Genomic DNA, 26,110 nt, shown 5'->3' with positions numbered 1-26,110 from the left:
CAGCCTGCAATAACGTGGCGAGTCAGCCTGCAGGAACGTGGTGAGTCAGCCTCTCGGGAACGTGGCGAGAAGCTCGGTCGCCCACGGCGGCAGCGGCACCGGGTCGGGGCCGAGCACCCGCATCGCGCCGAGCACGGTGATCAGCATGCCCATCGCGAAGAACTCGCGGATCTCCTCCGGGGTCGCGCCGGTCAGCTCGCGCACGACGTCGTAGAGCCGGCCGTAGCAGTCGCGCACCGCGTCGCCGATCACCGGGTCGCCGGCTGCGGCATACCCGTGCAGCAGCACGACCAGCAACTCGCGTTCGGCGAGCAGGTCCTCGTACGCCCGGCCGAGGGCGGCCAGGCTGGCTTCGCCCGCGGCGGCGGCCCGCCATTTCGCCTCGATCCGGTCGCCCGCGTAGCGCATGGTGGCGAGGAACAGCTCCTGCTTGGAGCCGAAGAGGCGCACCACGTACGGCTGGGAGACGCCGGCCAGCCGGGCCACCTGGTCGGTGGTGGTCCCGGCATAACCACCCTCGGCGAAGGCCTGGAGGGCGGCCGCCACGAGCTGGACGTGGCGTTCCTGAGCAGTGAGACGGGTCCGCGGAGTCACGTTGACATGTTATCAGTCAATGCTTACGGTGCTTAGTTATCAGTGGATAACAACTTAGGGGAAGTCGTGACCACTCTCGCTCCCGAACGGCCCGCCGTCCGGACCCGCCCGCTGGCACTCGTGCTCGCCGCCGTCGGCATCCCGACGTTCATGGGGTCGCTCGACAATCTCGTCGTCAGCACCGCGCTCCCGGTGATCCGTACCGACCTCGGGGCCTCGATCACCGATCTGCAGTGGTTCGTCAACGCGTACACCCTGCCTTTTGCCGCCTTCCTGCTCACCGCCGCCGCCCTCGGCGACCGCCTCGGCCGCCGCCGGATGTTCCTGGCCGGCATCGCGCTCTTCACGCTGGCCTCGGCCGGCGCGGCGCTCGCCGCCGAGCCGTGGCAGCTCACCGCGGCCCGCGCCCTGCAGGGCCTGGGCGGCGCCGCCATCGCACCGCTGTCGCTGACGCTGCTCGCCCAGGCCGTGCCCGACCATCTGCGCAACGTCGCGATCGGCATCTGGGGCGGCATCACCGGCCTCGGCGTCGCGGTCGGCCCGGTCGTCGGCGGCGCCGTCACCGAGGGCCTCGACTGGAACTGGATCTTCTGGATCAACGTGCCGATCGGCGTCCTCGCACTGGTCCTGGCGGCCGTCGCGCTCGACGAGTCGCGCGGCGGCGCCCGCCGGCTCGACCCGCTCGGCCTGGTGCTCTCCGCGAGCGGCATGCTGCTGCTGGTCTGGGGTGTCGTCGACGGCCCCGAGCACGGTTGGACCAGCGGCCGGGTGCCGGTCATGCTGGGCGCGGGCGTCGCGCTGATCACCGGGTTCCTCTTCTGGCAGCACCGCAACCGCACGCCGATGCTGCCCCTGACCCTCTTCAAGTCCCGCTCGTTCAGCCTGGTCAACGTCGTGACCCTGACCTTCTCGGCGGGCGCCTTCGGCTCGGTCTTCCTGCTCGCCCAGTTCTTCCAGGTGGTGCAGGGCCTGAGCCCGCTCGAGTCGGGCCTGCGCACCCTGCCGTGGACCGCCGCCCCGATGGTGGTCGCCCCGCTGGCCGGCATCTTCGGCGCCCGCCTCGGCATGCGCAACCTGATCGTCGCCGGACAGGTCTTCCTGGCCGGCGGCATCCTCTGGATCGGCCTGGCCACCACGACCGACGTCACCTACGGCCGGCTGGTCGGCGCATTCCTGCTGGCCGGCATCGGCATGGGCCTGACCTTCGCCCCGATCAGCACGGTCACCCTGGCCAGCGTGAGCGAGGCCGAACGCGGTGTCGCCTCCGGCGCGAACAACACGATCCGCGAGTTCGGCATCGCGGCCGGCGTGGCGGCGCTCTCCTCGATCTTCAGCACGTACGGGAGTTTCGCCTCCCACCAGGACTTTGTGGACGGCCTGGTCCCCGCGGTCCTCACCGGCTCGGCCGTCATCGCGGTCGGCGCGCTGGTCGCCGCCCGCCTGCCACGATCGTCCTGATCACGCTGATCCGATTGACGGCGATCAACGTTGTTCAGGACGTGACGTACTCATTCGCGAACAGACGACGTCAACTCGCCCTGGCCATCGCCGCGACACTGGTGATCCTGATGGCGCCGGCCCCGGCAGCGCTCGCTGCCGGGGCCGGCTCGTCGCGCTCGGGAAGTCCGGTGGCGCATTCCCAGACCGCGGATGCGACCCCCGACGACAAGGAGGCGAACAGCGAAGCGCCGCCGGTGACCTGGCTGCTCGTCCTGGGCGGCGCGGCCCTGGCGGTCCTGGTCGGCGCCGCGGTCTGGAGCGTCCGGCGGCGCCCGTCGGCGTCCTGATAGGAATTTCGCCTGTTGCACTCCCGCAACATGGCTGCAACGATGACCTTCAATTCCGCGCCGTCGTGGGCAACCTCGGGGCAGCCGGCACCGTCCTCGCCGGCTCCATCTCATCCCGTCGTGCCCGCTCCCCGGCGCCGCGAAGAGCCGCGTGTGCCGGACCTCCGACCGGCACACGCGGCTCCGTGCTCACTCCCCCGGCGCGCTACTCAACCAATGTGCACCCAGATGTCGTCGAGGGTGCCGTGGAACTGGTCGTTGTTCGCGCCCACGCCCTTGCCGCCCACGGTGAACGGCTGGGTGGTCTCCACCGCCAGCTCCACCGGCACCGGCACACTCGACTCCAGGCGGTCGTCGACCAGGATGGCCAGGGTCGGCCCGGTCCGGCGGCATTCCAGCGAGTGCCACTTGCCGTCCGCCACCGACGTACGGCTACGCGCCACGTGCACCGTCGCGCCCACCTTGTCGCTCATCCCGCAGCTCGGCTTGCCGGACAGCCCGTCGACCTGCAGCTTGTACTGCCCGCCCCCGGTCGAATATCCCTTCTGCAGGATGTTCTCGCCCCGGCCGGTCTCCGCGGGTGAGAGGAGGACGCCCGCGCCGTACCGGATCGGCTTGTTGCCGGGGTTGAGCGCCGGGGTGTCGCCGCCCTGCAGGATGAGCCGCGGGCAGTCGGCGCCGGCGCACTTCGCCGGGAAGCGCAGCGCCTGCCCGGTGCCGTGCGGGATCAGCTGCGGCGCCCCGCCGTTACGGGTGACGGTACGCAGCAGATGCCCCCGCCCCGACCCGTCGTCGAACGTCCCGTCCGCGATCGTCGTGTCGAAGTTGTACGCCGCCACGTGATCCGAAGCCACCGCCTCCTCGCGCGGCGGAGCGCCACCGAACGCCACGTACCGCTTGCGGCTCAGCCCGCCCACCATGGTGAAGTCACCGACCGCGCTGATCGCCCCGAGCGCCCCGCTGGCGGTGAGCTGCCGGGTGCCGGCGACCCCGTTGGCCTGCGGTGACCAGTCGAGCAGGTTGCCCTCCCTGTCGACGGCCGCGAGCTTGCCCCGGGTCACCGACCCGTCGGTGCAGACGCCGCGGATGCCGTTGTTCGTCGTCGTGCAGGCCTTGTCGAAGTGCCCACCCACATAGACCGTCCCGTCGAGGACCGTGACGGCCTGGGCGTCGCCGTCGAAGACCCGCGTCCACCGGGCCTGTCCACCCCGCGTGTACGACACCGCCCGTCCCCCGAGCCCGCCGAGCGCCGCGTACACCCCGTCGTCATGGGCCGCCAGCGCGAACACCTGCGACACCGGCTTCGGCAGGAAGGTGCGGTCGAGCACCCCGGTGGCCGGGTCCACCGCGCTGAGCCGCAGGGTCGAGCTGACGTTGTTGGTCCGGTGGAACCGCCCGCCGAGGTAGACCCGGTCGCCGGTGACGGCGAGCGCGTTGACCGCGTCGTCGGTGGTCGGCGCCCAGGCGTCCAGCGCCCCGGTGGCCAGGGTGAACGCGGCGAGGTTGGACCGCGGCACCCCGTCCACCGAGGTGATCCGCCCGCCCATGTAGAGCCGGCCGTGCCCGGTGACGAGCGCGCTGGGCTGGCCGAGCACGCTGTGCCGCAGGGAGGTCAGCAGGCCGCTGGTGGCGCCGATGCCGGCGACGGCGTCGCGGGTCTCGCCGTTGATCCGGTCGAAGTCGCCGGCCGCGTAGACGACGTCGCCGTCCACCGCGAGGGCCCGGACGTTCGCGTCGGCCGTGGGCTGCCAGTCGAGCAGGGCGCCGGTGCGGGCGCTGAACGCGGCGAGCCGGGTACGGGGCACGCTGCGCCCGTTCGCGACGGCACTGGTGAAGTTGCCCCCGACGTAGACGGTGTCGCCGCGGTACGCCACCGCGTAGACGGATCCGTTGAACGACGGGGAGGTCATCGGGTCGGAGGAGACGATCTCGGCGAACGCCGTGCCGCCGGCCGCGACGAGCACCGTCGCGATCCCGACGATCAGGGCCCGCCGGACCACCGACTTACCGTTTTTGGGGTTATGGGACACATTGCTAGCTAACTTCCGGATACCCGGAAAGGTGTCGGACCACCGGTCCGGCAAGCGACTATGCTGCCCGGCGTACCTTGCGATCGACGAAGGGGAATGTCGTGCCGCAGCGCCGCCGCACCGTCCTGATGTGCGCCACCGTCGCCGCCGGCCTGCTCGCGAGCGCCGGCTGCGAGATCGAGGTCGCGCCCGGCTCGCTGCCGGTGCCGGTCAGCATCGCGCCGGTGCCGTCCGCCTCGGCCGGCCAGCCGAAGTACGTCTGCTCCGCGGTCTACGCGATCATCACCTCGGGCGGGGTCCGCCTCGCGGAGTACGCGACCGCCGACGGCGCCGAGGCCCGCGAGGGCATGCAGAAGACCTTCGCCGACATGGCCGGCCAGGTCACCGCGGCCGGCGAGCAGAGCACCGACCCGGCCCAGCGGGCGGCGGTCGACGCGATCGCGGCCGATCTGACCAGGGCGTCGCAGGCCGGCGACCCGCGGGCCTACCTCGACGGCGAGTTCGGCACGATCGGCCAGCAGCTCGACGGCACGTGCGACCAGCCTCCGGCACCGAGCAGCTCCGCCAACTAGGCTCGAATGCATGATCGATAGGCCGGTTCGGATCGGGCTGCAGTTGCAGCCGCAGCACATGGACTACGCCACCATCCGCCGCACCGCCGCCGAGGCCGAGGACCTCGGCGTGGACGTGCTCTTCAACTGGGACCACTTCTACCCGCTCTCCGGCGAACCGGACGGGCTGCACTTCGAGTGCTGGACCATGCTCGCAGCGTGGGCCGAGTCAACCAGCCGGGTCGAGATCGGCGCCCTGGTCTCCTGCAACAGCTACCGCAACCCTGAACTGCTCGCCGACATGGCCCGCACTGTCGACCACATCAGCGAAGGCCGCCTGATCCTCGGCATCGGCTCGGGCTGGTTCGAGCGCGACTACACCGAGTACGGCTACGAGTTCGGCACCGCCGGCAGCCGCCTCGACGACCTCGCCACCGCGCTGCCACGCATCGAATCCCGCTGGGGTCGTTTGAATCCGCCGCCCACCCGCGACATCCCCGTCCTGATCGGCGGCGGCGGCGAGAAGAAGACGCTGCGCCTGACGGCGAAGCACGCCGACATCTGGCACAGCTTCTCCGACCCCGAGACCCTCGAACGCAAACTCGGCATCCTGGGTTCGCACTGCGCCGACATCGGCCGCGACCCCGCCGAGATCGAGGTCTCCGTGATGGGCCACACCGAGAACCGCGACCAGATGTACGAGCTGGGCGCCCGCCTCTTCACGATCGACACCGGTGGCCCCGACCCGGATCTCACCGAACTCCGGGAGTTCCTCGCCTGGCGCGACAAGCTCAACGCGTAGCACGCGCCAGCTGACACCCACGGCTGCTTCGCAGGCTGCGAAGCAGCCATCACGGTCAGCCCGGCCGACCAGCTGACGCTCAGCGTCGCTTCGCGGCACGCGAAGCAGCGCTGGGTGTCAGCTGGACCACCGCATCAGCCCGGCGGGGACGGATCGGCATGGAGTGGCAGGTGGTCGCGTGGAGCAAGCGGGGACTTTTCGTCACGCGTACCGATGAATGTGTTTTAAATGATCAGGTCCAGCAGCATGACGCAGGCGAAGCCGACCACCGAGATGATCGTCTCCATCACGGACCAGGTCTTGATGGTCTGGCCGACCGTCATTCCGAAGTATTCCTGGCCGGCGATGATCACCGTCGGGATGGCGCAGATCAGGCCGAGCAGCAGGGTGAGTCCGAGGTCGGCGTTGAGGCTGGAGATCGCCACCAGCGGACCGGGGTGCGGCGGCACCAGGCCGTGCAGGACCGAGAGCCCTGCCAGCGCCGGGATGCCGAGACGGAGCAACCCCACATCGGTACGCCGTGCGACCAGCAACACGATCGGCACCAGCAACACGACGCCGACCTCGGAGAACAGTGGCAGTCCGACCAGGGCGGCCACCCCGGCCATGGCCCACGGCAGCGCGGCCCCGGACACGCCGTTGACGACCCGGGTCACCACGCTGCCGGCGCCGCCCGACTCGGCGAGCAGCGCGCCGATCATCGAACCGAGCGCGATCAGCAGGCTGGGGCCGCGTTACCCCATCGTGACACTTCTCAATCCGCCGAGGACGTCTTCGTCACCGTGCGTTCGTGCCCACCAGCTGCGGTAGCGGGTTCACCAGGCCCGTGCTGCTGAGCGTGGCGGCCTGCGGCGGCGTGGTCGGGAAGACCGCCGGGCAGTGCGTGCCCTTCGCCGGGGTACGCCGTTCCACCAGGTACGTGTCGATCGCCGCCTGCGCGCACGGGCTGAGCCAGTACGTGCCGTGGCCGACGCCGTCATAGGTCAGGAACGTCGAGCTCGGTAGCTGCCGGGCCAGGCTGCGGCCCCACTCGTACGGCGTGGCGACGTCCCACCGGCTGTTGGCGAGCAGGATCGGCGGCAGCTTGCTGGACGCGCGCAGCCGGTGCGGCGGGTTGCTCACCCGGTACGGCCAGTTCTGGCAGCTGGTCAGATCGGTCCAGGCGATCGGGCTGAGCTTGGTGTGCGGGGCGAGCCGGTTCTGCGCCCGCTCCAGGGCGGCGAGGTTCCGGTACGAGCCGACGTCGAACCGGAAGTCCGAACACATCACCGGCAGGTACCCGTTGACCACCGGCTCGCCGCGGCCCAGGCGCCCGTCCGTGGCGTCCCCACCGAGGGCGGCGAGCAGGGTGGCCAGCTCGAACCAGCTGATCGGGTCGTAGAGGTAGCCGAAGACCGCCGAGATCAGCGTCTCCGGTGCCACCGGCTCACCCTCGAAGACCAGGTCACCGGCTTCGGCCTGCGCGTACAGCTCGTCGAAGTAGGCCAGGACGTTCTCGTCGTTGAGCACGCAGGCCTCGGTCCGCTCGCACCACTTCGCGAACTCGACGAACGAGCCCTCCATCGCGAGGGTCTCGTACTTCTGGTAGTCCGGGATGTTCTGCGAGTGGTCCATGTTCGAGTCCAGCGCCATGGCCCGGACCCGCGTCGGGAACAGCTCGGCGTACTGCTGGCCGATCATCGTCCCGTACGAGACGCCGTAGTAGCTGATCTTCGACTCGCCGAGGCCGGCCCGGATCGCGTCCATGTCCCGGGCCACGCTGGCGGTGTCCACGAACTTGAACAGCGGGCCGGACAGCTCCGCGCAGCCGGCGAAGAGCTCGCGGTTGGCGGCGCGCAGCTGCGCATACTCGGCGGCGCTGTCCGGGAAGGCGACCTCTGATTGGGCGGCGAGGTCGTCGCTGTCACAGAGGATGGCCTGGCTGCGGGCCTGGCCGCGCGGATCGAAGCCGATGATGTCGAACCGGTTGACGATCGCCGGGGAGAACGCCTCCCCGGCGGCGAAGGCGAAGCCCACCCCGGAACCGCCCGGGCCACCCGGGTTGATCAGCAGCGAGCCGATGCGCTGCGCCGGGTCGGCGGCGGGCAGCTTGGCCAGGGCGAGGGTCAGCTTCGGCCCGCGCGGCTTGGACCAGTCGATCGGTACGTCGAGCGTGCCGCAGAGCACCCGCGCGGGGGCCTCCTCGGCGGGATCGCACGGACCCCAGGCGATGCTTCCGGCCGGCGCCTTCGCCGGGGCTCCGGTTCGGGCGGCGGCCGGGGCTCCGGTCTGCGCGGCGGCCGGCGCGGCCGGGGCGAGGAGGAGAAGCGCGAGCAGCGGTACGACTTTGCGTCTCATGGGCGAACCTCGTGAGTCGGCGACAGGTCGTGGCGTGCCGCCGGCCGGGTCACCGGCGACCGTCCGGGTTCATTCAATCCCGCCGATGCAACCGCCGTCATCCCCGGTCCCGCCCGGCCCGCTCTCACCCGGCCCGCTTTCACCCGGACCGCTTTCACCCGGCCCCGCTTTCGCCGGCCGCGCCGTCCGTGCGGTGGTGCTGGTCAGGCGGCCGCCGGGCCGGAGAGCCCCGCCTTCACCCCGCGGGTCACCTCGTCGCCGAGCACCTCGGCGTCGCCCCGGGCCACCGCGTCCAGGGTCAGCTTGGCCACCACCGCCGGATCGGTCTTCCGGTCGGCCGGGACGTTCGCGGCCATGTCGGTGTCCATGTAGGCGACGTGCAGCCCGGTGACCGTGATGCCGCTCGGCGCGAGGAGTTCCCGGCTCGCGTTGGTCAGCGCCCAGGCCGCCGCCTTCGCCGCCGAGTAGGACCCGGCTGCGGCCGGGTGCAGCCAGGACAGCACGGACAGCACATTGAGCACCGCTCCCCCGCCGTTGCCGGCGATCACCGGCGCGAACGCCCGGGTCACGGTCAGCGTGCCGAAGTAGTTGACCTCCATGTCCTGCCGGATGCCGTCGAGGTCGCCGTCGAGCAGCGACTGCCCGGCGGCGATCCCGGCGTTGTTGATCAGCAGGGTGGCGTCGGCGGCGATCCGGGCGGCCTCCGCGATCGAGGCGGGATCGGTCACATCGAGCCGCAACGGGATCGCGCCGGGCAGGTCGACGCTGCGCGGATCACGGGCGGCGGCGTAGACCTTGGCGCCGCGTTCGAGCAGTTGGGCAGCGAGGTGACGACCGAACCCGCGGTTGGCTCCGGTGACGACGGCGATGGCGTTGGTGAGTTCCATGCGGCTTAGATTACGAGCATCATCTAACGAGCGCCAGGTAATAGATGACACACCTCATCTATAGTTGCGGCCATGGGACGGGTATCGCAGGCGCAGGCCGCACAGAACCGCTCGCGCATCGTCACCACGGCGGCCCGCCTCTTCCGCGAGCGCGGCGTGGCCGGGGTCAGCGTCGCCGACGTGATGGCCGAGGCGGGCCTCACCCATGGCGGTTTCTACAAGCACTTCGCGTCGAAGGACGCTCTGGTCGCCGAGGCAGTCACGCAGGCCTTCGCGGAACAGGCCGCAGCTCTCGACAGCCCCGGCTCCGGCCCGAGCGGCCGGCAACCCGGCGCCGGGGAAGCCGATGACCAGAGGGCGGGCGGCCCGGAGGCGGGCGGCCCGGAGGCGTTTCTGGATGCGTACCTCTCCGCTGCCCACCGCGACCGTCCTGGCACCGGATGCCCATCGGCCGGTTTCGGCGGGGACATCGCGCGCGCGGCCGGCGGCGAGGAGACGCGCCGAGCGTACGCGGCAGGGGTTGAGGGTTTCGCCCGCCGCTTGGCCGCAGGTGGCGAAGCGGACCTTGCCGCCGTCAGCACCATGGTCGGTGCGCTCCTGCTGTCGCGGGCGACCGCCGGCACCGACCTCTCCGACCGCATCCTGGCCGCCGCGCGCGATGCACTGACCCACCGAGATGGACGGGGGCCGGCGCGAGCGGACGGCGTCAGCTCAGCGGAAGGCCGTTCTGCAGCAGGGTCAGCGCCGTCTCCAGCCGCTGGTAATCGGCCGGTGTGACGCCGTCCACCTGGCCGCCGGAGGGCAGGACCGAGAGCATCGCACCGACCGCGGCCCCCGCGGTCACCCGGGCCGAGAAGTTGTCGGCGGGCAGGCCGGCCCGCTCCGCGATCACGCCGGCGACCAGGTCGATGGCATCGGTCATCTGCTGCAGCATCCGGGCGCGCAACTCGGGCACGCCCAGCACCAGCCGCTGCCGCCGCCGTTCGAACTCCCAGGTCTCCGGGCTCATGTCGGCGAAGACGGCACGCATCGCGCGCAGGATCGCTTCGACCGGCGGCACCTCGGCGGGCTGGGCGCGGATGCCCTCGATCAGGACGGCGTCGACGTCATCCACCAGGACGACATCCTCTTTGGTCGGGAAATAGCGGAAGAAGGTGCTCGGGGAGACCTCGGCCGCTTCGGCGATCTGGTCCACGGTGGTCTGCGCGTACCCCTGCTCCTCGAACATCCGCATCGCGTGCTCGCGGATCGCGGCGCGGGTCTTCGCCTTCTTGCGCTCGCGGAGGCTGGTCGGGGGCGCTGTCATACCCCCGATTCTGCCAGCACAGGCGCGTCATGCCGGGAGCGCGGCAGCACCACCAGCGCGAGCATCGCCCCGACCGCCGCCACCGCGCCGGCCGCCAGCAACGAGACGCTCATGCCGTGCGCGAACGCGTCGCGGGCCGCGTCGAGCAGCGCCGGATCACCGAACTGCGGTGCGGCCGCGACGCTTTCCCGGACCGCGTCCGGCGCCGAGGCGGGCAACGCGCCGCGGTACGCCGAGTTCAGCGCGGTGCCCAGCACGGCCACCCCGATCGCGCTGCCGACCTGCCGTAACGCCTGGATCAGGCCGGAGCCGACGCCGCTGCGTTCCGGGGTGAGCGCGCCGAGCGCCGCGTTCATCGACGGAGGCATGGTGAAGCCGAGGCCCACTCCGGCGACGGCGATCCAGGCCGCGACGTAGCCGTACCCGGTGCCGGCGTCGGTGGCCGCGCCGGCGAAGAGCGCGGCGGCCATCACGGCCAAGCCGGTCGCGATGACCGGGCGGGCGCCGAACCGGGCGGTGAGCCGGCCGGCGACGCGCGCCCCGGCCAGCAGGCCGCCGATCACCGGGAGCAGGCGCAGCCCGGTGCCGAGGGCGTCCGCGCCGCCGACCGCCTGGAAGAGCAGCGGCAACGCGAAGAGCAGGCCGAAGAACGCGAAACCGGCGATCGTGGCGAAGAGGGTCCCGCCGGTGAACGCCCGGTTCCGGAACAGCTCGAGGTCGATCAGCGGCGCGGCGGCACGCCGCTGCCAGAGGATCAGCGCGCCGAGCGCGAGCACGCCGAGGGCGACGGTGAGCAGGGCGCGCGGGTCGGTCCAGCCACGTTCGCCGGCTTCGATGATCCCGTACGTGAGCGCGACCAGCCCGGTCGCCGACAGCACGACGCCGAGCAGGTCGAAGCGGCGGCGCCGGTCGCCGTACGACTCGGGCAGCAGGACGGCGACGGCGATCAGGCCGAGGACCACGAGCGGCAGGTTGATGAGGAAGACCGCACCCCAGTGGAAGTGGTCCAGCAGCCAGCCACCGAGCAGCGGCCCGAGCGGTACGCCCAACGCGTTCGCCGTCACCCAGATCGACAGCGCACGCGGCCGCTCCCGCTCGTCGAACAGAACGGTCAGGACGGCGCCCATCAACGCCATGATCACCGCCGAGCCGAGACCGAGGACGGCCCGGGCGGCGGTCAGCTGTCCGGCCGTCTCCGCATACGCACAGGCGAGGGAGGCAGCCCCGAACAGCACGAGCGCGCCGAGCAGGAACTTCTTCCGGCCGTACCGGTCGCCGAGCATGCCGGCCGGCAGCAGTCCGGCGGCCAGCACCAGCAGGTACGAGTTGGTGAACCACTGGAGGTCGCCGGTGGACGCCTCCAGGTCCCGGGCCAGGGTGGGCAGCGCGACGCTGAGCACCGTGCTGTCCAGACCGATGGCGAGTGTGCAGAGGGAGAGCGCTCCGAGCGCGTACCAGCGCCCACTGAAAGTAGCCATGAAATGAGAGTAACTGTCAAAAGCAAGCAACTAGCAATTGATCAGGGTTGGGCGTGCCCTGTGCGCGGCGTTGCCGGCCTGTGCCACGATCTTGGATGGCGTCCCGGTAAGCGGAGGAGCTCGATGAAGAAGGTCATCGGTTGGATCGTGGTGTTCCTGCTGGTCTTCTGGATCGGCACGAACCCGGGACCGGCCGCCGACGTGACCCGCAGCCTCGGCGACGGCATTGCCGACATCTTCACCAACATCGGCACTTTCTTCGTCGACCTGTCCAACGGGTGACGTGCGGATCCTCTGTGTCGGCCTGGCCACGGTCGACCTGATCCAGCGTGTCGAGCGGCTGCCCGGCCCGGACGAGAAGGTGCAGTCGGCATCGGTCGAGGTCGCCGCGGGCGGTCCGGCAGCCAACGCCGCCGTCACCGCGGCCGCGCTGGGCGCCGAGGTAACCCTGGTCACGGCCGTGGGGGCTCATCCGCTCGGCGATCTGATCCGCGCCGATCTCACGGCACACGGCGTCACCCTGATCGACGCCGATCCGGACACGGCCGAACCGCCGCCGGTCTCCGCGGTGACCGTGCTGTCCGCAACGGGAGAACGCAGCATCGTCAGCCGCAACGCGGGGAACCGTGCGGTGCGCGTACCGGAAAGGGGTCTGCCGGAAGCGGACCTGACGCTGGCGGACGGACATCACCCCGTGCTGGCCGCCGCTGCGGCGCGTGCCGCGCGGCGCCTGCTGGTGGACGCCGGCAGCTGGCGCCCGATCTTCGCGGAGATCTTCCGGTACGCCGAGGTGGTGGCCTGCTCAGCGGACTTCCGTCACCCGGACGCGGCTGATCAGTCCGACGAGTCGACCGCCCGCGCCGTGGCCGCGCCCCATGTCGTGGTCACGCACGGCGCCGGCCCGGTCCGCTGGTTCAGCGACGCGACCACTTCCGGGTCGATCGAGGTGCCGCGCGTCACGGCCGCGGACACCGCGGGCGCCGGCGACGCCTTCCACGGCGCGCTCGCCGTCGCCCTGGCCGGCAACGACGATCTGAAAACCGCGATTGCGTACGCGATACGCGTCGCCGGCATCCGTGTGGCACACCCCGGACCGCGCGCCTGGCTGGCACATCTGCGCTGACCCGGCCCGCCGGTGAGGCGACGGGCCGGGACGCGGTGCTCAGACCGTGCGGGCCAGACGGTCGGCGAGCAGCTTGGCGAAGCGGGCCGGGTCGTCCAGGTCGCCGCCCTCGGCGAGGAGCGCGGTGCCGTAGAGCAGCTCGGCCGTGTCCGGCAGGGCCGGGTCCTCGGCGCCCCGCTCGTGCGCCGCCCGCAGGCCGCTGACCAGCGGGTGGTTCGGGTTGAGCTCGAGGATCCGCTTGACCCGCGGGCCCTCCTGGCCCATCGCCCGGTACATCTTCTCCAGCGCCGGGGTGATGTCGTCGGAGTCGCTGACCAGGCAGGCCGCCGACGTGGTCAGGCGGTGCGACAGGCGTACCTCCTTGACCTGCTCGTCCAGCTTCTCCTTGAGGAAGCCGAGCAGCGGACCGAAGTCGCCCTCCGGCTCCTTCTGCTCCTCGTCCTTCTTCAGGTCGACCGAGCCGCGGGCGATCGAGCGCAGCTTCTTGCCCTCGTAGTCGGGCACCGCGTCGACCCAGATCTCGTCGACCGGGTCGGTGAGGATCAGCACCTCGTAGCCCTCGGCCTGGAAGGCTTCCATGTGCGGCGAGTTCTCCACCTGGGAGCGGCTCTCGCCGGTCAGGAAGTAGATCTCCTCCTGGCCCTCCTTCATCCGCTCCACATAGGCGGCGAGCGTCGTCGGCTCGGTGCCGTGCGTGGTGGCGAACGACGCGATCTCCAGGATCGGCTTGTGGTTGTCCGGCTCGGCGAGCAGGCCCTCCTTGACCGCCCGGCCGAACTCGCGCCAGAACGTCGCGTACTTCTCCGGGTTGCCGGTCATCAGGTCCTTGATGGTGGACAGGACCTTCTTGACCAGGCGGCGCCGGATCATCTGGATGTGCCGGTCCTGCTGCAGGATCTCCCGGGAGATGTTCAGCGACAGGTCGGCCGCGTCCACCACGCCCTTGACGAAGCGCAGGTAGTCGGGGATCAGCTCCTTGCTGTCGTCCATGATGAAGACGCGCTTGACGTAGAGCTGCAGGCCGCGGCGGGCGTCCCGCTGGAACAGGTCGTGCGGCGCCCGGGACGGGATGAAGAGCAGCGCCTCGTACTCGAAGGTGCCCTCCGCCTTCATGTTGATGATCTCGAGCGGGTCGGTCCAGTCGTGGCTGATGTGCCGGTAGAACTGGTGGTACTCCTCGTCGGTGACCTCGCTGCGCGGGCGTGCCCACAGCGCCTTCATCGAGTTGAGGGTCTCCGCCTCACCACCGGAGGAGACCTTCTTGATGGGGAACGAGATGAAGTCCGAGTACCGCTTGACGATCTCCTTGATCTTCCACTCGTCGGTGTAGTCGTAGAGAGCGTCGTCCTCGTCCTTCGGCCGCAGGTGCAGGGTCACCGTGGTGCCGACCGGCGCGTCGGGCGCGTCGTCGATCGTGTAGGTGCCGCCGCCCTCGGACTCCCAGCGGGTGCCGTGGCCCTCGGTGCCGGCCTTGCGGGTCACCAGGCTGACCCTGTCGGCGACCATGAACGTCGAGTAGAAGCCGACGCCGAACTGGCCGATCAGCTCGGGGCTCTCTTTCGCCTCCTTGAGCTTGGTCAGCAGCTCCGCGGTGCCGGACTTGGCGATCGTGCCGATCAGCTCGACGACCTCTTCGCGGGTCATGCCGATGCCGTTGTCACGAACCGTCAGCGTACGAGCGTCCGCGTCCGCCTCGATCTCGATGTGCAGGTCGGAAGTGTCGGCCTCGAGGCCGTCCTGCAGCTTGGCGAGGCGCAGCTTGTCCAGCGCGTCGGACGCATTGGAGATCAGCTCACGCAGGAAGATGTCCTTGTTCGAATAGATCGAATGGACCATCAACTGCAGCAGCTGGCGCGCTTCGGCCTGAAACTCCAACGTCTCCATCGTCACCCGTTCCCGTCATGTCCTCCTGTTACAGGCCGATCGTATGACGTCCGGAGTCAGCACCCGGGACCGGCAGCGACCCCGTCGACGATCCGGTAGCGGGAGATGTCGCCGTCCACGTACTCCTTCAGCTGGCGGACGGTCTTGGGCGCCTGCCCGTGCTGCCCCACGTAGGCGACGATCGCGGTGTCCACGGTCCGGCAGGTGGCCTGGTTCGCCACGACCCGCGCGTCCGCCTCCAGCTTCTGCGGGTTCAACGCAGCGTAAGAAACGCCGGAAATACTCACCGTTACGGCCGCTGCCATGGCCAGCTCGATCATTCGCACCCGAGCAGGCTAGTCATGATCACTGCAAGTGGCTACCTGGCTGATCGGCCGAGAAACCGAATCCGAAGAGTGACGGCTCCCCCAAAGCGCGAATGAATCGCCGCGAACCTTTACGCGCCCCCTGCGCCCTTTGTACGGTGATTACTCGGTGCAACGGTTTCAACACGCTGGAGGATCCCATGCGTCGTGCCGCTGTCGTTCTCGCCCTCGTCCTCGCCGGTCTCTGGATCGCCTCCCCCGCCCAGGCGTTCGCCCACAACCGGGTGCACAGCCCCGCCCTGCACGCCCTGCTCGACGGCCTGACCCTGCTGGTCGTCTCCGCGCCGGTGTGGACCGCGCTGCTGTGGAGCGGCGGCCGCAAGTGGCTCCTGGCGTTGCTCGTCGGGGTGGTCCAGATCCCCGTGGCGGTCATCGCGTTCGTGCCGATCGCGAACCCGTACCTGCATCTCGCGCTCTTCGGTCTCGCCCTGACCCTCACCGCGGTCTCGCTGCGGGTGGTGCGCAACCAGGCCCGGGCAGTGGCGCCCGTCCACCGCTGACCCTCGCGCAAAGATCGGGAGCCCGGCCGGGAGGCCGGGCTCTCTCAGCCGGAACGTCATCCGATGTGATGTCCATTTAACGCGCCCGCAAGTGAGTCTCGCCACAATGGCTTCCGTGGTGACCGAGACGATGATGCCCGTCAACGGCATCGAGGTGTGCGTGGAGACCTTCGGCGAACCTACCGAGCCCCCGTTGCTGCTGCTGGCCGGGGAAGCCAGTTCGATGGACTGGTGGGACGACGAGTTCTGCCGGCGGCTCGCGGCCGGCGGCCGGTTCGTCATCCGTTACGACCACCGGGACACCGGCCGGTCGACGTGTTTCCCGATCGGGGTGCCCGGCTACTCCGGGACCGATCTGATGAACGACGCCCTCGGGGTGATGGACGCGCTGGGCGTGCCGGCCGCGCACCTCGTCGGGCTCTCGCTCGGCGGCGCCCTGGCCCAGCGGATCGCGGTGCAGCATCCGGAGCGGGTGCTCAGTCTGACCCTGATGTCGACGAGCGCGGGCGAGCCGGGCGAGGAGATGACCAAGGGCGGCGTGGCTCTCCTGGTCGAGACCCGTCCGGAGGTCGACTGGTCGAACCGCAAGGCCGCGGTCGCCGGTCTGATGGCCGAGGTCCGCGCCCGCGGCGGCCCGTTCACCCCGGACGAGCCGCAGCTGCGCCGCCTCGCCGAACGGGTCTTCGACCGCTCCGCCGACCTGGCCGCGGCCCGGCACAACCACCGCCTCGCCGGGTACGGTCCGCCGGTCCAGGACCGGCTCGGCGACATCACCGCTCCGACCGTGGTGCTGCACGGCACGCTCGACCAGCGGTTTCCCGCGGAACACCCGCGGGAACTGGCCCGGGCCATCCCGGGCGCCCGCCTGGTCTGGATGGAAGGGGTCGGCCACGAGTTCCCGCCCCGCGCCGTCTGGGACCAGGTCCTCGCGGAGATCCTGATCTGACATCATCACGCGATGCTGCTCCGCGTCGCCGTGCCCTTCGCCGTGCTGGTCACGGCGGTGTTCCTGTTCCACGGGCTGGTGCCGAACCGGATCGGTCAGCTGGGCAGCCTGCTCGAGGCCTTCCGCCCGTGGCTGGGCCTGGCCGCCCTTCCGCTGCTCGGTCTCGCCGTGTGGCGGCGTTCAGCCGGCATCGCGCTGACCGCCCTGCTGCCCCTGGTGGCCTGGCTCGGCGTCTACGGCGGTCAGCTGTTCCCGACGACCGGGCACGGGTCGTACCTCACCGCCGTTCAGCACAACGTGAGCGACGAGAATCCCGATCCGGCCGGGACGGTCCGCACGCTGGTTGAGGCCGGTCCGGATCTGATCGGCCTACAGGAGGTCACGCCGGAGGCGCTGCCCGCGTACGCCGCCGCGCTCGCTCCCGGCTATCCGCACCACACCGTGCAGGGCACGGTCGCCCTCTGGTCGAAGCATCCGCTGCGTGAGGCGCGTGCGCTGGACATCCGGCCCGCCGCCTTCGGCGCCGACTGGAACCGCGGGCTGCGCGCGATCGCGCAGACCCCGATCGGCGACGTGGCGGTCCATGTGGTCCACCTACCGTCGGTGCGTCTCGGACTGACCGGATTCGATTGCGTACGCCGGGACGAGAGCGCCCGCAGACTGGGAGCGGCGCTGCGCGCCGAACCCGTCGAGCGGGTCATCCTGCTCGGCGATCTGAACAGCACGATCGACGACCGCGGGCTGTCCCCGGTCACCGACCTGATGGCCACCGGCCGGTCGGCGTTCCCGTTCAGCTGGCCGGCCGCCGTCCCGGTGGCCCGGGTCGACCAGATCCTGGCGCGCGCACTGACGATCCCCGAGTTGTGGTCGCTCCCGCGCACCGGCAGCGACCACCTCCCGATCGCCGCCACCTTCGACATCTGACTAGGTGGTTGAGTCCGAATGCTGGGTTGGTGGGCGGTACGGTCACGCGGCAATGAGGAAGGGTGTTGTTGTCTGCGCGTGACTGCTGACATCAACACCCTTCTCACGCACTGTACGTGTTCGTCGATGATTACCTGATCCCGTGGGGGCGTCGGCGGCCCGGACGTCCGCGGCTGTTGTCCGATGCGGAACTGGTCTGCCTGCTGATCGCCCAGGTGCTGCTCGACTTTCCGCGGGAGCGGCACCGGATCCGCTATGCCCAGACCCATCTGCGGCATTTGTTTCCGTACCTGGCCACTGCCTCCGGCTACGGCAAACGCGTGCGGGCCAGCGGCGAGTTGATCACCACGGTGATCCGGGCGCTGGCCCGGGTTACCGGATCCGGTGTACCGGTCCTGCGGTTGATCGACTCCACGCCGGTACCGTGCGGCGCCTCCCGTGAGACCGTGAAACGCTCGGATCTGGCCGGCGACGCCGGGTACGGCTACAGCGCCTCGCACTCGCGGTTCTTCTGGGGCATGCGCCTGTATCTGCTGGCCACCGCCGAGGGCATGCCGATCCTGTGGTGTTTGGCCAACCCGAAACTCGACGAACGCGAGGTCATCACCGCATTGCTTGAGGCCGACCATCACCTGATCGACAGCGGGCAGGTGATCCTGGCCGACCGCGGGTTCGCCGGGCCCGAATTCGAGCGCTTCTGCGCCGAGGCCGGGGTGCATCTGGTTCGCCCGCAACGCGCCAATGCGAAGGCGGACGCTCCTCGTACCCCGGCCGAACGCGCGCTGCTGCGCTGCCGCCAATGGATCGAGTCGATTTTTCAAACCCTCAAGGGACGGCTGTCCCTGGAACGTCACGGTGCCCGCCGACCGGCCGGGCTGTTCGCCCGGATCGGTCAGCGGCTGCTCGCCCTGGCCGCGGTGATCTGGCACAACACCAACATCGGCGCACCCCACCCACGCTCACTCATCGCGTACGACCATTGACCAGCAAGAATTTAGGACTCAATCATCTAGGGCGTCGTGGGTCCGCGCAGCGCGACGAGCAGCGCCAGCCCCGCGACGATCGAGCCCACGCAGGCGCCCAGGTAGGCCACCAGCAGGAACAGCCCACCGCCGCCGCCGAGGCCCGCGATCATCAGGGCGAACAGCAGCGCGCCGGTGGCCGAGCCGATGGTCAGGATCCACGCGGCGCCCTTCTGCGCGGGAGTCCAGCGGGGCGATCCGGTGGCGATCAGCAGGCCGGCCGCCGGGCTGACCACCGGCAGCAGGAACGTCCCGCCCACCAGCAGCGCGATGGCCGCGTGCTCGGCGCCACCGCCCGGCGTCGGCGCCGGGGCGGCCGGGGCCGCGGTGGGAGCGGGCAGGCGCAGGTGGGTCGGCATCCCGCCGCGGCGGACGGCGGCGGCCAGGTGCTCCGGCGGTCCGAGGCGGCCGAGGATCAGGGCCGGGTCGTCGGCGAGGTCCTGGCGCAGCGCGATGTAGCCGGTCACGGTCCGCATCAGGTCGTCGCGGGACTCGGGCGGCAGGTCCTCGGAGGCCGCCCAGAGCGCGGCCAGGTAGTCGAGCACGAGCGTGTCGGCGTGCGCCAGCGGTGCCGTGGTCATGGTCCCTCCCGGATTCGGCGATGCCGTCAGAATCCCTGGACGGCACCCCGGCACGCATCCGTCCACGGTGCTATCCGTGCGGGCCGGACTACACCTTTAGGCTGACTGGATGCGCCTGGTCTCGCTGCTGCCGTCCGCCACGGAGATCGTGTACGCCCTGGGTCTCGGCGACGATCTGATCGGGGTGACGTTCGAGTGTGACGAGCCGGCCGAGGCCCGCGCCACGAAGACCGTGGTGGTCGGCGGGCGGGACACCAAGGGAATGACGCCGGCCGAGATCGACGAGTACGTGCGGACCGAGATGGCTGCCGGTGGGGACCTCTACACGCTGCACGCGGACGCGCTCGCCGGCCTGGAGCCGGAGCTGATCCTGACCCAGGACCTGTGCCGGGTGTGCGCTCTGCCGTCGGGACACGTCGACGACGCGCTGAGCCACCTCGGGTGCCGGTCGGACGTGCTGTCGCTGGATCCGCACACCCTGGCCGACGTGCTGGGCACCTTTGTCGAGGTGGCGGGTGCGGTGGGCGTACCGGAAAGGGGCCGTGACCTGGTCGCCTCGCTGAAGGAACGGCTGGCTCGGGTGGCCGCGGCGGTCGCCGGCCGGCCGCGGCCGAAGGTCGCCGTGGTGGAGTGGGTGGATCCGCCGTTCTGCGCCGGGCACTGGGTGCCGGACCTGATCGTCGCGGCCGGCGGCGAACCGGTCGCGGCCCGGCCGGGGCAGAAGTCGGTGGCGGTGACCTGGGCGGAGCTGGCAGCCCCGGCGCCGGACGTGGTGCTGGTGACGCCGTGCGGCTACCACCTGGACGGCGCGGTGCGCCAGGCCGAAGCGGTGGTCCCGCACTTCCCGGGCGCCGCGGTGTGGGCGATCGACGGCGACGGCCTGGTGGTGCGGCCCGGTCCCCGCCTGATCGACGGCGTGGAGGCGATCGCCGCGATCCTGCACCCGGACGCCGTCCCGGCGCCCTCGCCCGGACGGATCGCCCGCGTCGCCTAACGCGTCGCGAGGGCGTGGCGGCGCGGGGCGGACCAGCGGCTGCGGGCCACCTCGCGCACCCGCGAGGCCCTATACAGCCAGGCGATGTCGGTGCCGAAGGACCAGGTCAGGGAGCCGAGCGCGATGGCGAGGGCAGCCACGGCCAGCCAGGCCGGGAGCAGGCCGCTGACCACGACGGCCAGCATGATGCCCTGCTGAGCGGCGACCACCTTGCGGCTGAACTTGGGCGGCAGCGGCGCGGTGAGCCACGGCGCGACCCAGGAGGCGGCGACGAAGACGTAGCGGAACGCGCCGATGGCCAGGGCCCACCAGCCGTACTCGAGAGCCGCCGCGCCGCTGAGCACCAGGATCAGGAACGCGTCGATCTCCATGTCGAAGCGGGCGCCGAGCGCGGTGGTCGTCCCGGTGCGGCGGGCGATCTGGCCGTCCACACCGTCCATCGCGAGGGCGACCGCGGCGATCGTCACGACCAGCGCGGTCGGCGCGTCCGAGAGGACCAGGGCGGTGACGCCGCCGGTGAGGATGGCACGTCCGAAGGTGACCAGGTTCGCCCAGCCGAGGTCACCCATCCCGGTACGGTGCAGCGCCATCGCGAGCAGACCGCACAGGACGGTTCCGTAGCCGGCCCCCGCCACCCAGCCCCACGTGCTGAGCCCCACGAGACCGGCGAGCGCGGCGAGGAGGAGCAGATGGGCCGCGAAGCCGACCAGCGGAGCCCGGAGCGGGCTCGTCGTGGTCGTGGCGGTACTGATGGTCACCGTTCCTCCTGAGCGTAGGGACGTAGGGTTTAGCCGCTGTCCCCGATTGACACGCTCAACGGGGACTTTCGGTTCAGTGAAAGGACGGCTCTTGTCTGCGGATGCCCTGGCGTTCTGGTTGATTTCCCCGGGTTCGGGGGAGATACGCACCGAACGGGTCCCCGATCCCGGGCCGGGTGAGGTGCTGGTCCGCACGCTGCACTCCGGGGTGAGCCGGGGCACCGAGACCCTGGTCTTCCAGGGCCGGGTGCCGGAGAACCAGTGGGACAGCATGCGGGCGCCGTTCCAGGCCGGTGACTTCCCGGCGCCGGTGAAGTACGGCTACCTGAACGTCGGCGTCGTCGAGGCCGGCACCCCCGAGCTGGTCGGCAGGACCGTCTTCTGCCTCTACCCGCACCAGACCCGCTACGTCGTCCCGGCCGAGTCGGTGACCGTGGTCCCCGACGACGTCCCGACCGCCCGGGCCGTGCTGGCCGGCACGGTGGAGACCGCGGTGAACGCCGTCTGGGACGCGCACCCGCAGATCGGCGACCGGATCTCGGTGGTCGGCGGCGGCATGGTCGGCTCGTCGGTCGCGGCGGTGCTGGCCGGCCTCCCCGGCACCGACGTCCAGCTGGTCGACACGGACGCCACGAAGGCCGAGGTCGCGAAGAAGCTGAACATCCGCTTCGCGCCTCCGGCCGACGCCGACGAAGGCCGCGACCTCGTCATCCACGCCAGCGCCACCGAGCCGGGTCTCACCCGCGCGCTCGAACTGCTGGCCCCCGAGGGCACCGTCGTCGAGCTCAGCTGGTTCGGCGACAAACGGGTGGCGATCCCGCTCGGCGAGTTCTTCCACTCCCGCCGGCTGACCATCCGCAGCAGCCAGGTCGGCGGCATCGCGCCGGCCCGCGGCCGCTCCTACGCCGAACGCCTCGCGCTCGCCCTCGACCTGCTCAAGGACCCGCGGTTCGACGCGCTGACCACCGGCCACTCGGACTTCGCCGAGATGCCCGCGGTCCTCCCCCGGCTCGCCGCGGGGAGCCTGCCCGCGCTCTGCCACGTCATCGACTACCCAGCGGTGAATTGATCTTTCCGGACCGGGTACCCGTAATAACCGCACGTACCGACCCGAGGAGATGAGCCTTGTTCAGCGTCACCGTCCGCGACCACATCATGATCGCCCACAGTTTCTCCGGTGAGGTCTTCGGACCGGCGCAGCGGCTGCACGGCGCCACCTTCGTGGTCGACGCCACCTTCCGCCGCCCCGACCTGGACGACGACAACATCGTGGTCGACATCGGCCGGGCGAGCGAGCAGCTCAAGACCATCTGCTCCGGGCTCAGCTACCGCAACCTCGACGACGACCCGGAGTTCTCCGGCGTCAACACGTCCACCGAGTTCCTCGCCAAGGTGATCGCCGACCGGCTGGCCGTGCGGATCAAGGCCGGCGAGTTCGGCCCGGGCGCGAGCGGCCTGACCGGCATCGAGGTGAAACTGCACGAGTCCCACATCGCCTGGGCCGCCTACGAGCGCACCCTGTGATTTTGCATGCGGTGCTGCCGGGTTCGATCGACGACCCGGCGGCACCGAGCGGGGGCAACCGCTACGACCGCGAGGTCCTGCGGCGCCTGGCCGTTCCCCACCTTGCGCCCGGCACAGCCGGGCCTTCGGCAACCCCCTTCGAGGTACGCGAAAAGCTCGTCCCCGGAACCTGGCCCCGTCCCGCAGCATCCGGCCGGGAGGATCTGGCCGGCTTTCTCGCCGGGGTGCCGGACGGTTCGACCGTTCTGCTCGACGGGCTGGTCGCCGGCGGAGTCCCGGACGTCCTCGAGCCGCACGCGGGCCGACTGCGCCTGGCGATCCTGGTCCACCTGCCGCTCGGCGACGAGACCGGGTTGTCCGCCGCCGAGGCCGCCGAGTTGAGCGCCCTGGAGCGAGGATCCCTGCACCTGGCCACCACAGTGATCGCCACCAGCGCTCTCGCCGCCCGCCACATTTCCGACATATACGAATTGCCGGATGTGCACATCGCGGCGCCCGGGGTCGACCCCGCGCCCCTGGCCGAACCCTCCCCCGGCGGCACCCGGCTGCTCAACGTGGCCTCGTTGACGCCGCGCAAGGGCCAGGACGTGCTGCTGGCCGCGTTGACGCAGCTCGGCGACCTGGACTGGACCTGCACCATCGCCGGCGGCGGCCCGGTACCCGACCACGACGGCGAACGGGTGCGCTTCACCGGCCCGCTGGTCGGCCCCGCCCTCGACGACGCCTACGCGAACGCCGATCTCTTCGTGCTGCCGTCGCGCGCGGAGACGTACGGAATGGTGGTCACCGAAGCCCTCGCCCGTGGCCTGCCGGTGGTGGCCAGCAACGTCGGTGGCGTCTCTGAGGCCCTCGGCACCGTGCCCGGCAGCACCGAACCCGGCAGCGCTGGGCCCGGCATTTCCGCGACCACCGGCGGTCTCTCCCGCGGCGCCGTGCCCGGGCGGCTGCTGCCGGCCGGTGACCCGGATGCCCTCGCTGCCGCCCTGCGTGCCTGGCTCACCGACTCCGACCTGCGGGACCGCTGGCGCGCACGCGCCCGGGCCCGCCGCGCCACCCTGACCGGCTGGGACGAGACCGCTCGCCGCCTGGCCGACATCCTGCAAGGAGAGAAGTTGTGACCGGAGAATTCAGCCCCGACTGGCTCACCCTGCGCGAGCCCGCGGACGCCGCGGCCCGCGCCGCCGACCTGGTGGCCGAGCTGCCCGGCCCGGTACGCGTGATCCGCGACCTCGGCTGCGGAACCGGTTCGCTGGGCCGCTGGCTCGCCCCGCAGCTGCCCGCACCCCAGCACTGGATCATGACGGACCGCGACCCCGCGCTGCTCAAGCTCGCCGCCGACGGGATGCCCGCCGAGGCGACCGTCAGCACCCACCTGCGGGACGTCACCGAACTGACCGCCGCCGACCTGGACGGCACCGACCTCGTCACCTGTTCCGCCCTGCTCGACCTGCTCACCGCCGAGGAGGTGGAGAACCTGGTGGCGGTCTGCGCCGAGACCCGGGTCACCGCCCTCTTCACGCTCTCAGTCACCGGCGAGGTCAAACTCTCCCCCGAGGACCCGCTCGACCAGACCGTCCAGGACGCGTTCAACGAGCACCAGCGGCGCGAGGTCGACGGCCGGCGGCTGCTCGGGCCGGACGCGGCAGGGTTCACCGCGGCCGCGTTCGAGCGGGCCGGCGCCCGGGTGCTGACCCGGCCCAGCCCGTGGCGGCTCGGCCCGGCGCTGTCCACGCTGACCGACCAGTGGCTGCAGGGCTGGGTCGCCGCGGCCGGTGATCAGCGTCCTGACCTGGCCCTGGGCGGCTATCTGACCCGCCGGTCCGCGGCCGTGCCGACCGCTTCCGTGGGACATCAGGATCTTTTAGCGATCTTCAGGTGAACCGTGCCCGGCCGATCGGGCGTACTAGTCCCTGAAAGCGATGAGGGGACGGGAACGTGAAGCGATCGATCTGGGCTTGGCTGCGCCTGCTGGGCGGCGCCGCCATCCTGGCTCTGCTGCTGTGGCGGCTGGGCACCGGCGCGTTCGTGGACGGGCTGCGCGTGCTCGACGCGGGCGCGCTCGTCACGGCACTGGGGATCGGCGCCGCCACCACCGTCCTCAGTGCGTGGCGCTGGTGCCTGGTGGCCCGCGGCATGGGTATGCGCCTTCCGCTGCGGGACGCGATCGCCGATTACTACCAGGCGCTGTTCCTCAACGCGGCGCTGCCGGGCGGGATCCTGGGTGACGTCGGGCGCGCGGTGCGGCACGGCCGTGACGAGGGCGACCTGGGCCGCGGTGTCCGGGCAGTGTTCCTGGAGCGCACCGCGGGACAGCTCGTCCTGCTGGCGGTCGGGGCGATCGTGCTGCTCACCGTACCGTCGCCGGTGTTGACCCTGATCCAGTCGAACGGCGCCGGCATCGCCGTGACCGCCCTGACTGTCGCGGTGGCCGGCGGCCTGGTCCTGCTGGTGCTGCGCCGCCTGCGGCGCGGGCGTTCCCGGGCGGCCGGCGCGGCCCGCACCGGTCTCGCCGAGATCCGTTCCGGCCTGTTCTCCCGGCAGAGCGGGCCCGGCGTGCTGATCGCCTCGGCCGCGGTGCTCGCCGGGCACCTCGCCACCTTCCTGATCGCCGCCCGCGCCGCCGGCAGCGCCGCCTCGCTGCTCCAGCTGGCGCCGCTGCTGCTGCTCGCGCTGCTGGCGATGGGCCTGCCGATCAACGTGGGTGGCTGGGGGCCGCGCGAGGGTGTGATGGCGTGGGCCTTCGGCGCGGCCGGCCTGAGCGCGGCGCAGGGCCTGACGATCGCGGTGGCCTACGGGATCCTCGCGTTCGTGGCCGCGGCTCCCGGCGCGGCGATCGTGCTGGTCCGGGTCGTGGCGCGGCTGCGCGCCAAGCCCGTCTCCACGCCGCGCCTCACAGTGGTGGCCCCGGTGTCGCCGGCGCCGGTCATGGCAGCTCAGCCGCTGCACGTGCCCGCGCCGATCCCGCTGGTCCGCCGGACCACGGTGGTGCGCCGGCCCGCCTACTCCGGTGGTGTCGCGGCTTGATCGAACCGGTCGGAGAGGGCGTACCGCAGCAACACCACGTCACCGATCTGCCGCACCTCCGCGAGGGTGGCCCGGTTGCCGGGGCCCCACGGGAAATCTCCCTCGTGGACGAACCGCGGCGCCCGCGCGTCGCCCACGAAGAACGGCGCCACCACCAGTTGCAGCTCGTCGGCCAGGCCGGCGGTGAGGAACTGGGTGTGCATCCGGCCGCCGCCCTCGACCATCAGCCGGCGCACCCCGCGCCGGGCCAGGTCGCCCGCGACCGTGCGGACGTCCACCGGGTCGCCACCGTCCACCACGACAGCCCGCTCGCCGAGCAGCTTCTCGGCGTCGCCGACGGCCGGCGTCGCGCAGTAGACCAGTTTCGCCGCGTCCCCCGCCGTGAAGAACGACGCCTGTGGATCGAGGTGGCAGCTGCTGGTTACGGTGACCTTCACCGGGTCCGGATCCGCACCCCGCGCGATCCGGGCGGCCCGGCGGGACGGGGAGCGCACCAGCAGTCGCGGATTGTCCTGGCGGATGGTGCTCGCCCCGACCAGAATCGCGTCGCATCCGGCCCGGACAGCGTCGACCCGGTCGAAATCGGCGTCGTTGGAGAGGAGCAGCCGTTCCGCACTGGCGTCGTCGAGATATCCGTCGATCGACATCCCACAGCTCAGCAAGATGTAAGGACGCTCAGCCACCGCCCCACGA

At 71.3% G+C, this 26,110-nt stretch carries 28 protein-coding genes and 2 pseudogenes; 17 read left to right on the top strand and 13 right to left on the bottom strand.

The window, feature by feature from the left end; all coding sequences use genetic code 11:
• Nucleotides 1-45: 45 nt before the first annotated feature.
• Nucleotides 46-594: a TetR/AcrR family transcriptional regulator gene (locus OHA21_RS03335; protein WP_328469992.1), complete on the bottom strand. Its 549-nt coding sequence runs from the start codon at nucleotides 592-594 to the stop codon at nucleotides 46-48.
• A 66-nt stretch (nucleotides 595-660) separates the two neighbouring features.
• On the opposite strand from OHA21_RS03335, the gene OHA21_RS03330 reads away from it, so the two are divergent.
• Together OHA21_RS03330 and OHA21_RS03325 are read left to right on the top strand one after the other, a co-directional pair.
• A complete protein-coding gene (locus tag OHA21_RS03330) occupies nucleotides 661-2,052 on the top strand; it encodes an MFS transporter (protein WP_328469990.1) in 1,392 nt (463 codons plus the stop codon).
• Between the two features lie 41 nt (nucleotides 2,053-2,093).
• Complete coding sequence (locus OHA21_RS03325) at nucleotides 2,094-2,381, top strand: hypothetical protein (RefSeq protein WP_328469989.1); 288 nt, start codon at nucleotides 2,094-2,096, stop codon at nucleotides 2,379-2,381.
• A 209-nt stretch (nucleotides 2,382-2,590) separates the two neighbouring features.
• On the opposite strand, the gene OHA21_RS03320 is transcribed toward OHA21_RS03325, so the two are convergent.
• A complete protein-coding gene (locus OHA21_RS03320; protein ID WP_328469987.1) occupies nucleotides 2,591-4,381 on the bottom strand; it encodes a LamG domain-containing protein in 1,791 nt (596 codons plus the stop codon).
• A gap of 131 nt (nucleotides 4,382-4,512) precedes the next feature.
• On the opposite strand from OHA21_RS03320, the gene OHA21_RS03315 reads away from it, so the two are divergent.
• Together OHA21_RS03315 and OHA21_RS03310 are read left to right on the top strand one after the other, a co-directional pair.
• A complete protein-coding gene (locus OHA21_RS03315) occupies nucleotides 4,513-4,983 on the top strand; it encodes a hypothetical protein (RefSeq protein WP_328469985.1) in 471 nt (156 codons plus the stop codon).
• 10 nt (nucleotides 4,984-4,993) lie between these two features.
• Nucleotides 4,994-5,764 carry an LLM class F420-dependent oxidoreductase gene (locus tag OHA21_RS03310; protein WP_328469983.1) on the top strand — a complete coding sequence of 257 codons (771 nt, stop codon included), beginning with the start codon at nucleotides 4,994-4,996 and terminating at the stop codon, nucleotides 5,762-5,764.
• A 224-nt stretch (nucleotides 5,765-5,988) separates the two neighbouring features.
• On the opposite strand, the gene OHA21_RS03305 is transcribed toward OHA21_RS03310, so the two are convergent.
• The 4 genes and pseudogenes from OHA21_RS03305 to OHA21_RS03290 form a co-directional block, all read right to left on the bottom strand.
• Nucleotides 5,989-6,117: a GntT/GntP/DsdX family permease gene (locus OHA21_RS03305; RefSeq protein WP_328478268.1), complete on the bottom strand. Its 129-nt coding sequence runs from the start codon at nucleotides 6,115-6,117 to the stop codon at nucleotides 5,989-5,991.
• A pseudogene (locus tag OHA21_RS03300) lies at nucleotides 6,103-6,486 on the bottom strand (GntT/GntP/DsdX family permease); the annotation flags it as partial. The pseudogene OHA21_RS03300 and the gene OHA21_RS03305, both read right to left, overlap by 15 nt.
• A 55-nt stretch (nucleotides 6,487-6,541) precedes the next feature.
• Nucleotides 6,542-8,101: an alpha/beta hydrolase gene (locus OHA21_RS03295; RefSeq protein WP_328469980.1), complete on the bottom strand. Its 1,560-nt coding sequence runs from the start codon at nucleotides 8,099-8,101 to the stop codon at nucleotides 6,542-6,544.
• Between the two features lie 203 nt (nucleotides 8,102-8,304).
• Nucleotides 8,305-8,988: an SDR family oxidoreductase gene (locus OHA21_RS03290; protein ID WP_328469978.1), complete on the bottom strand. Its 684-nt coding sequence runs from the start codon at nucleotides 8,986-8,988 to the stop codon at nucleotides 8,305-8,307.
• Between the two features lie 72 nt (nucleotides 8,989-9,060).
• On the opposite strand from OHA21_RS03290, the gene OHA21_RS03285 reads away from it, so the two are divergent.
• Nucleotides 9,061-9,765, top strand: a complete 705-nt coding sequence (locus tag OHA21_RS03285) for a TetR/AcrR family transcriptional regulator (RefSeq protein WP_328469976.1) — start codon at nucleotides 9,061-9,063, stop codon at nucleotides 9,763-9,765.
• Here the strand turns inward: OHA21_RS03285 and OHA21_RS03280 are convergent.
• Nucleotides 9,695-10,294, bottom strand: coding sequence for an acyl-CoA-like ligand-binding transcription factor (locus OHA21_RS03280; RefSeq protein WP_328469974.1), 600 nt, complete (start codon nucleotides 10,292-10,294; stop codon nucleotides 9,695-9,697). The two genes, OHA21_RS03285 and OHA21_RS03280, sit on opposite strands and share 71 nt — an antisense overlap.
• Nucleotides 10,291-11,772, bottom strand: a complete 1,482-nt coding sequence (locus OHA21_RS03275) for a DHA2 family efflux MFS transporter permease subunit (protein ID WP_328469972.1) — start codon at nucleotides 11,770-11,772, stop codon at nucleotides 10,291-10,293. The genes OHA21_RS03280 and OHA21_RS03275 overlap by 4 nt, the downstream gene beginning before the upstream one ends.
• A gap of 123 nt (nucleotides 11,773-11,895) precedes the next feature.
• On the opposite strand from OHA21_RS03275, the gene OHA21_RS03270 reads away from it, so the two are divergent.
• Nucleotides 11,896-12,054: a hypothetical protein gene (locus OHA21_RS03270; protein ID WP_328469970.1), complete on the top strand. Its 159-nt coding sequence runs from the start codon at nucleotides 11,896-11,898 to the stop codon at nucleotides 12,052-12,054.
• A 1-nt stretch (nucleotide 12,055) separates the two neighbouring features.
• Nucleotides 12,056-12,895 carry a PfkB family carbohydrate kinase gene (locus OHA21_RS03265; RefSeq protein WP_328469968.1) on the top strand — a complete coding sequence of 280 codons (840 nt, stop codon included), beginning with the start codon at nucleotides 12,056-12,058 and terminating at the stop codon, nucleotides 12,893-12,895.
• Nucleotides 12,896-12,934: 39 nt separating this feature from the next.
• Here the strand turns inward: OHA21_RS03265 and htpG are convergent, their stop codons facing one another.
• Nucleotides 12,935-14,785, bottom strand: a complete 1,851-nt coding sequence (gene htpG / locus OHA21_RS03260; RefSeq protein ID WP_328469966.1) for a molecular chaperone HtpG — start codon at nucleotides 14,783-14,785, stop codon at nucleotides 12,935-12,937.
• 50 nt (nucleotides 14,786-14,835) lie between these two features.
• Nucleotides 14,836-15,099, bottom strand: a complete 264-nt coding sequence (locus tag OHA21_RS03255) for a hypothetical protein (protein WP_328478266.1) — start codon at nucleotides 15,097-15,099, stop codon at nucleotides 14,836-14,838.
• 185 nt (nucleotides 15,100-15,284) lie between these two features.
• Between OHA21_RS03255 and OHA21_RS03250 the strand changes: the two genes are divergently transcribed.
• The 4 genes and pseudogenes from OHA21_RS03250 (at nucleotide 15,285) to OHA21_RS03235 (ending at nucleotide 18,497) form a co-directional block, all read left to right on the top strand.
• A complete protein-coding gene (locus OHA21_RS03250; RefSeq protein WP_328469964.1) occupies nucleotides 15,285-15,644 on the top strand; it encodes a hypothetical protein in 360 nt (119 codons plus the stop codon).
• A 115-nt stretch (nucleotides 15,645-15,759) separates the two neighbouring features.
• Nucleotides 15,760-16,590: an alpha/beta fold hydrolase gene (locus OHA21_RS03245; RefSeq protein ID WP_328469962.1), complete on the top strand. Its 831-nt coding sequence runs from the start codon at nucleotides 15,760-15,762 to the stop codon at nucleotides 16,588-16,590.
• Between the two features lie 12 nt (nucleotides 16,591-16,602).
• Nucleotides 16,603-17,514, top strand: coding sequence for an endonuclease/exonuclease/phosphatase family protein (locus tag OHA21_RS03240; protein WP_328469960.1), 912 nt, complete (start codon nucleotides 16,603-16,605; stop codon nucleotides 17,512-17,514).
• Nucleotides 17,515-17,592: 78 nt separating this feature from the next.
• Nucleotides 17,593-18,497 (top strand): annotated as a pseudogene (locus tag OHA21_RS03235) (IS982 family transposase).
• Nucleotides 18,498-18,523: 26 nt separating this feature from the next.
• On the opposite strand, the gene OHA21_RS03230 reads toward OHA21_RS03235, so the two are convergent.
• Nucleotides 18,524-19,117, bottom strand: coding sequence for an HAAS signaling domain-containing protein (locus OHA21_RS03230; protein ID WP_328469958.1), 594 nt, complete (start codon nucleotides 19,115-19,117; stop codon nucleotides 18,524-18,526).
• A 109-nt stretch (nucleotides 19,118-19,226) separates the two neighbouring features.
• Here OHA21_RS03230 and OHA21_RS03225 point away from each other — a divergent pair, with 109 nt between their 5' ends.
• On the top strand, nucleotides 19,227-20,111 hold the full coding sequence (locus OHA21_RS03225; RefSeq protein ID WP_328469956.1) for an ABC transporter substrate-binding protein: 885 nt from the start codon (nucleotides 19,227-19,229) through the stop codon (nucleotides 20,109-20,111).
• Here the strand turns inward: OHA21_RS03225 and OHA21_RS03220 are convergent.
• Nucleotides 20,108-20,869: a CDP-alcohol phosphatidyltransferase family protein gene (locus OHA21_RS03220; RefSeq protein ID WP_328469954.1), complete on the bottom strand. Its 762-nt coding sequence runs from the start codon at nucleotides 20,867-20,869 to the stop codon at nucleotides 20,108-20,110. The genes OHA21_RS03225 and OHA21_RS03220 overlap by 4 nt on opposite strands.
• 91 nt (nucleotides 20,870-20,960) lie before the next feature.
• Between OHA21_RS03220 and OHA21_RS03215 the strand changes: the two genes are divergently transcribed.
• Genes OHA21_RS03215 through OHA21_RS03195 form a run of 5 tightly spaced genes read left to right on the top strand, consistent with a single transcriptional unit; the run spans nucleotide 20,961 to nucleotide 25,417 of the window.
• Nucleotides 20,961-21,938, top strand: coding sequence for a zinc-dependent alcohol dehydrogenase (locus tag OHA21_RS03215; RefSeq protein ID WP_328469952.1), 978 nt, complete (start codon nucleotides 20,961-20,963; stop codon nucleotides 21,936-21,938).
• 56 nt (nucleotides 21,939-21,994) lie between these two features.
• A complete protein-coding gene (locus OHA21_RS03210; protein ID WP_328469950.1) occupies nucleotides 21,995-22,393 on the top strand; it encodes a 6-pyruvoyl trahydropterin synthase family protein in 399 nt (132 codons plus the stop codon).
• A complete protein-coding gene (locus OHA21_RS03205) occupies nucleotides 22,390-23,511 on the top strand; it encodes a glycosyltransferase family 4 protein (protein WP_328469948.1) in 1,122 nt (373 codons plus the stop codon). The genes OHA21_RS03210 and OHA21_RS03205 overlap by 4 nt, the downstream gene beginning before the upstream one ends.
• Entirely contained in the window at nucleotides 23,508-24,272 is a 765-nt protein-coding gene (locus OHA21_RS03200) for a class I SAM-dependent methyltransferase (RefSeq protein ID WP_328469947.1), read from the top strand. The genes OHA21_RS03205 and OHA21_RS03200 overlap by 4 nt, the downstream gene beginning before the upstream one ends.
• Nucleotides 24,273-24,328: 56 nt before the next feature.
• A complete protein-coding gene (locus tag OHA21_RS03195) occupies nucleotides 24,329-25,417 on the top strand; it encodes a lysylphosphatidylglycerol synthase transmembrane domain-containing protein (RefSeq protein ID WP_328469946.1) in 1,089 nt (362 codons plus the stop codon).
• Here OHA21_RS03195 and OHA21_RS03190 read toward each other — a convergent pair.
• Nucleotides 25,393-26,100 carry a RibD family protein gene (locus OHA21_RS03190; RefSeq protein WP_328469945.1) on the bottom strand — a complete coding sequence of 236 codons (708 nt, stop codon included), beginning with the start codon at nucleotides 26,098-26,100 and terminating at the stop codon, nucleotides 25,393-25,395. The two genes, OHA21_RS03195 and OHA21_RS03190, sit on opposite strands and share 25 nt — an antisense overlap.
• Between the last annotated feature and the right edge of the window lie 10 nt (nucleotides 26,101-26,110).

This window comes from Actinoplanes sp. NBC_00393 (genome assembly GCF_036053395.1).
GTDB lineage: Bacteria > Actinomycetota > Actinomycetes > Mycobacteriales > Micromonosporaceae > Actinoplanes.
This window is presented reverse-complemented; position numbering and strand designations above follow the sequence as displayed.

What these genes read in the sequence shown, in the direction of transcription:
- OHA21_RS03225 (WP_328469956.1), top strand. Translation starts at nt 19,227, where the DNA reads ATGCGCCTGGTCTCGCTGCTGCCGTCCGCCACGGAGATCGTGTACGCC.
- OHA21_RS03280 (WP_328469974.1), bottom strand. Translation starts at nt 10,294, where the DNA reads ATGACAGCGCCCCCGACCAGCCTCCGCGAGCGCAAGAAGGCGAAGACC.
- OHA21_RS03290 (WP_328469978.1), bottom strand. Translation starts at nt 8,988, where the DNA reads ATGGAACTCACCAACGCCATCGCCGTCGTCACCGGAGCCAACCGCGGG.
- OHA21_RS03250 (WP_328469964.1), top strand. Translation starts at nt 15,285, where the DNA reads ATGCGTCGTGCCGCTGTCGTTCTCGCCCTCGTCCTCGCCGGTCTCTGG.
- OHA21_RS03295 (WP_328469980.1), bottom strand. Translation starts at nt 8,101, where the DNA reads ATGAGACGCAAAGTCGTACCGCTGCTCGCGCTTCTCCTCCTCGCCCCG.
- OHA21_RS03270 (WP_328469970.1), top strand. Translation starts at nt 11,896, where the DNA reads ATGAAGAAGGTCATCGGTTGGATCGTGGTGTTCCTGCTGGTCTTCTGG.
- OHA21_RS03285 (WP_328469976.1), top strand. Translation starts at nt 9,061, where the DNA reads ATGGGACGGGTATCGCAGGCGCAGGCCGCACAGAACCGCTCGCGCATC.
- OHA21_RS03240 (WP_328469960.1), top strand. Translation starts at nt 16,603, where the DNA reads ATGCTGCTCCGCGTCGCCGTGCCCTTCGCCGTGCTGGTCACGGCGGTG.
- OHA21_RS03275 (WP_328469972.1), bottom strand. Translation starts at nt 11,772, where the DNA reads ATGGCTACTTTCAGTGGGCGCTGGTACGCGCTCGGAGCGCTCTCCCTC.
- OHA21_RS03230 (WP_328469958.1), bottom strand. Translation starts at nt 19,117, where the DNA reads ATGACCACGGCACCGCTGGCGCACGCCGACACGCTCGTGCTCGACTAC.
- OHA21_RS03310 (WP_328469983.1), top strand. Translation starts at nt 4,994, where the DNA reads ATGATCGATAGGCCGGTTCGGATCGGGCTGCAGTTGCAGCCGCAGCAC.
- OHA21_RS03255 (WP_328478266.1), bottom strand. Translation starts at nt 15,099, where the DNA reads ATGATCGAGCTGGCCATGGCAGCGGCCGTAACGGTGAGTATTTCCGGC.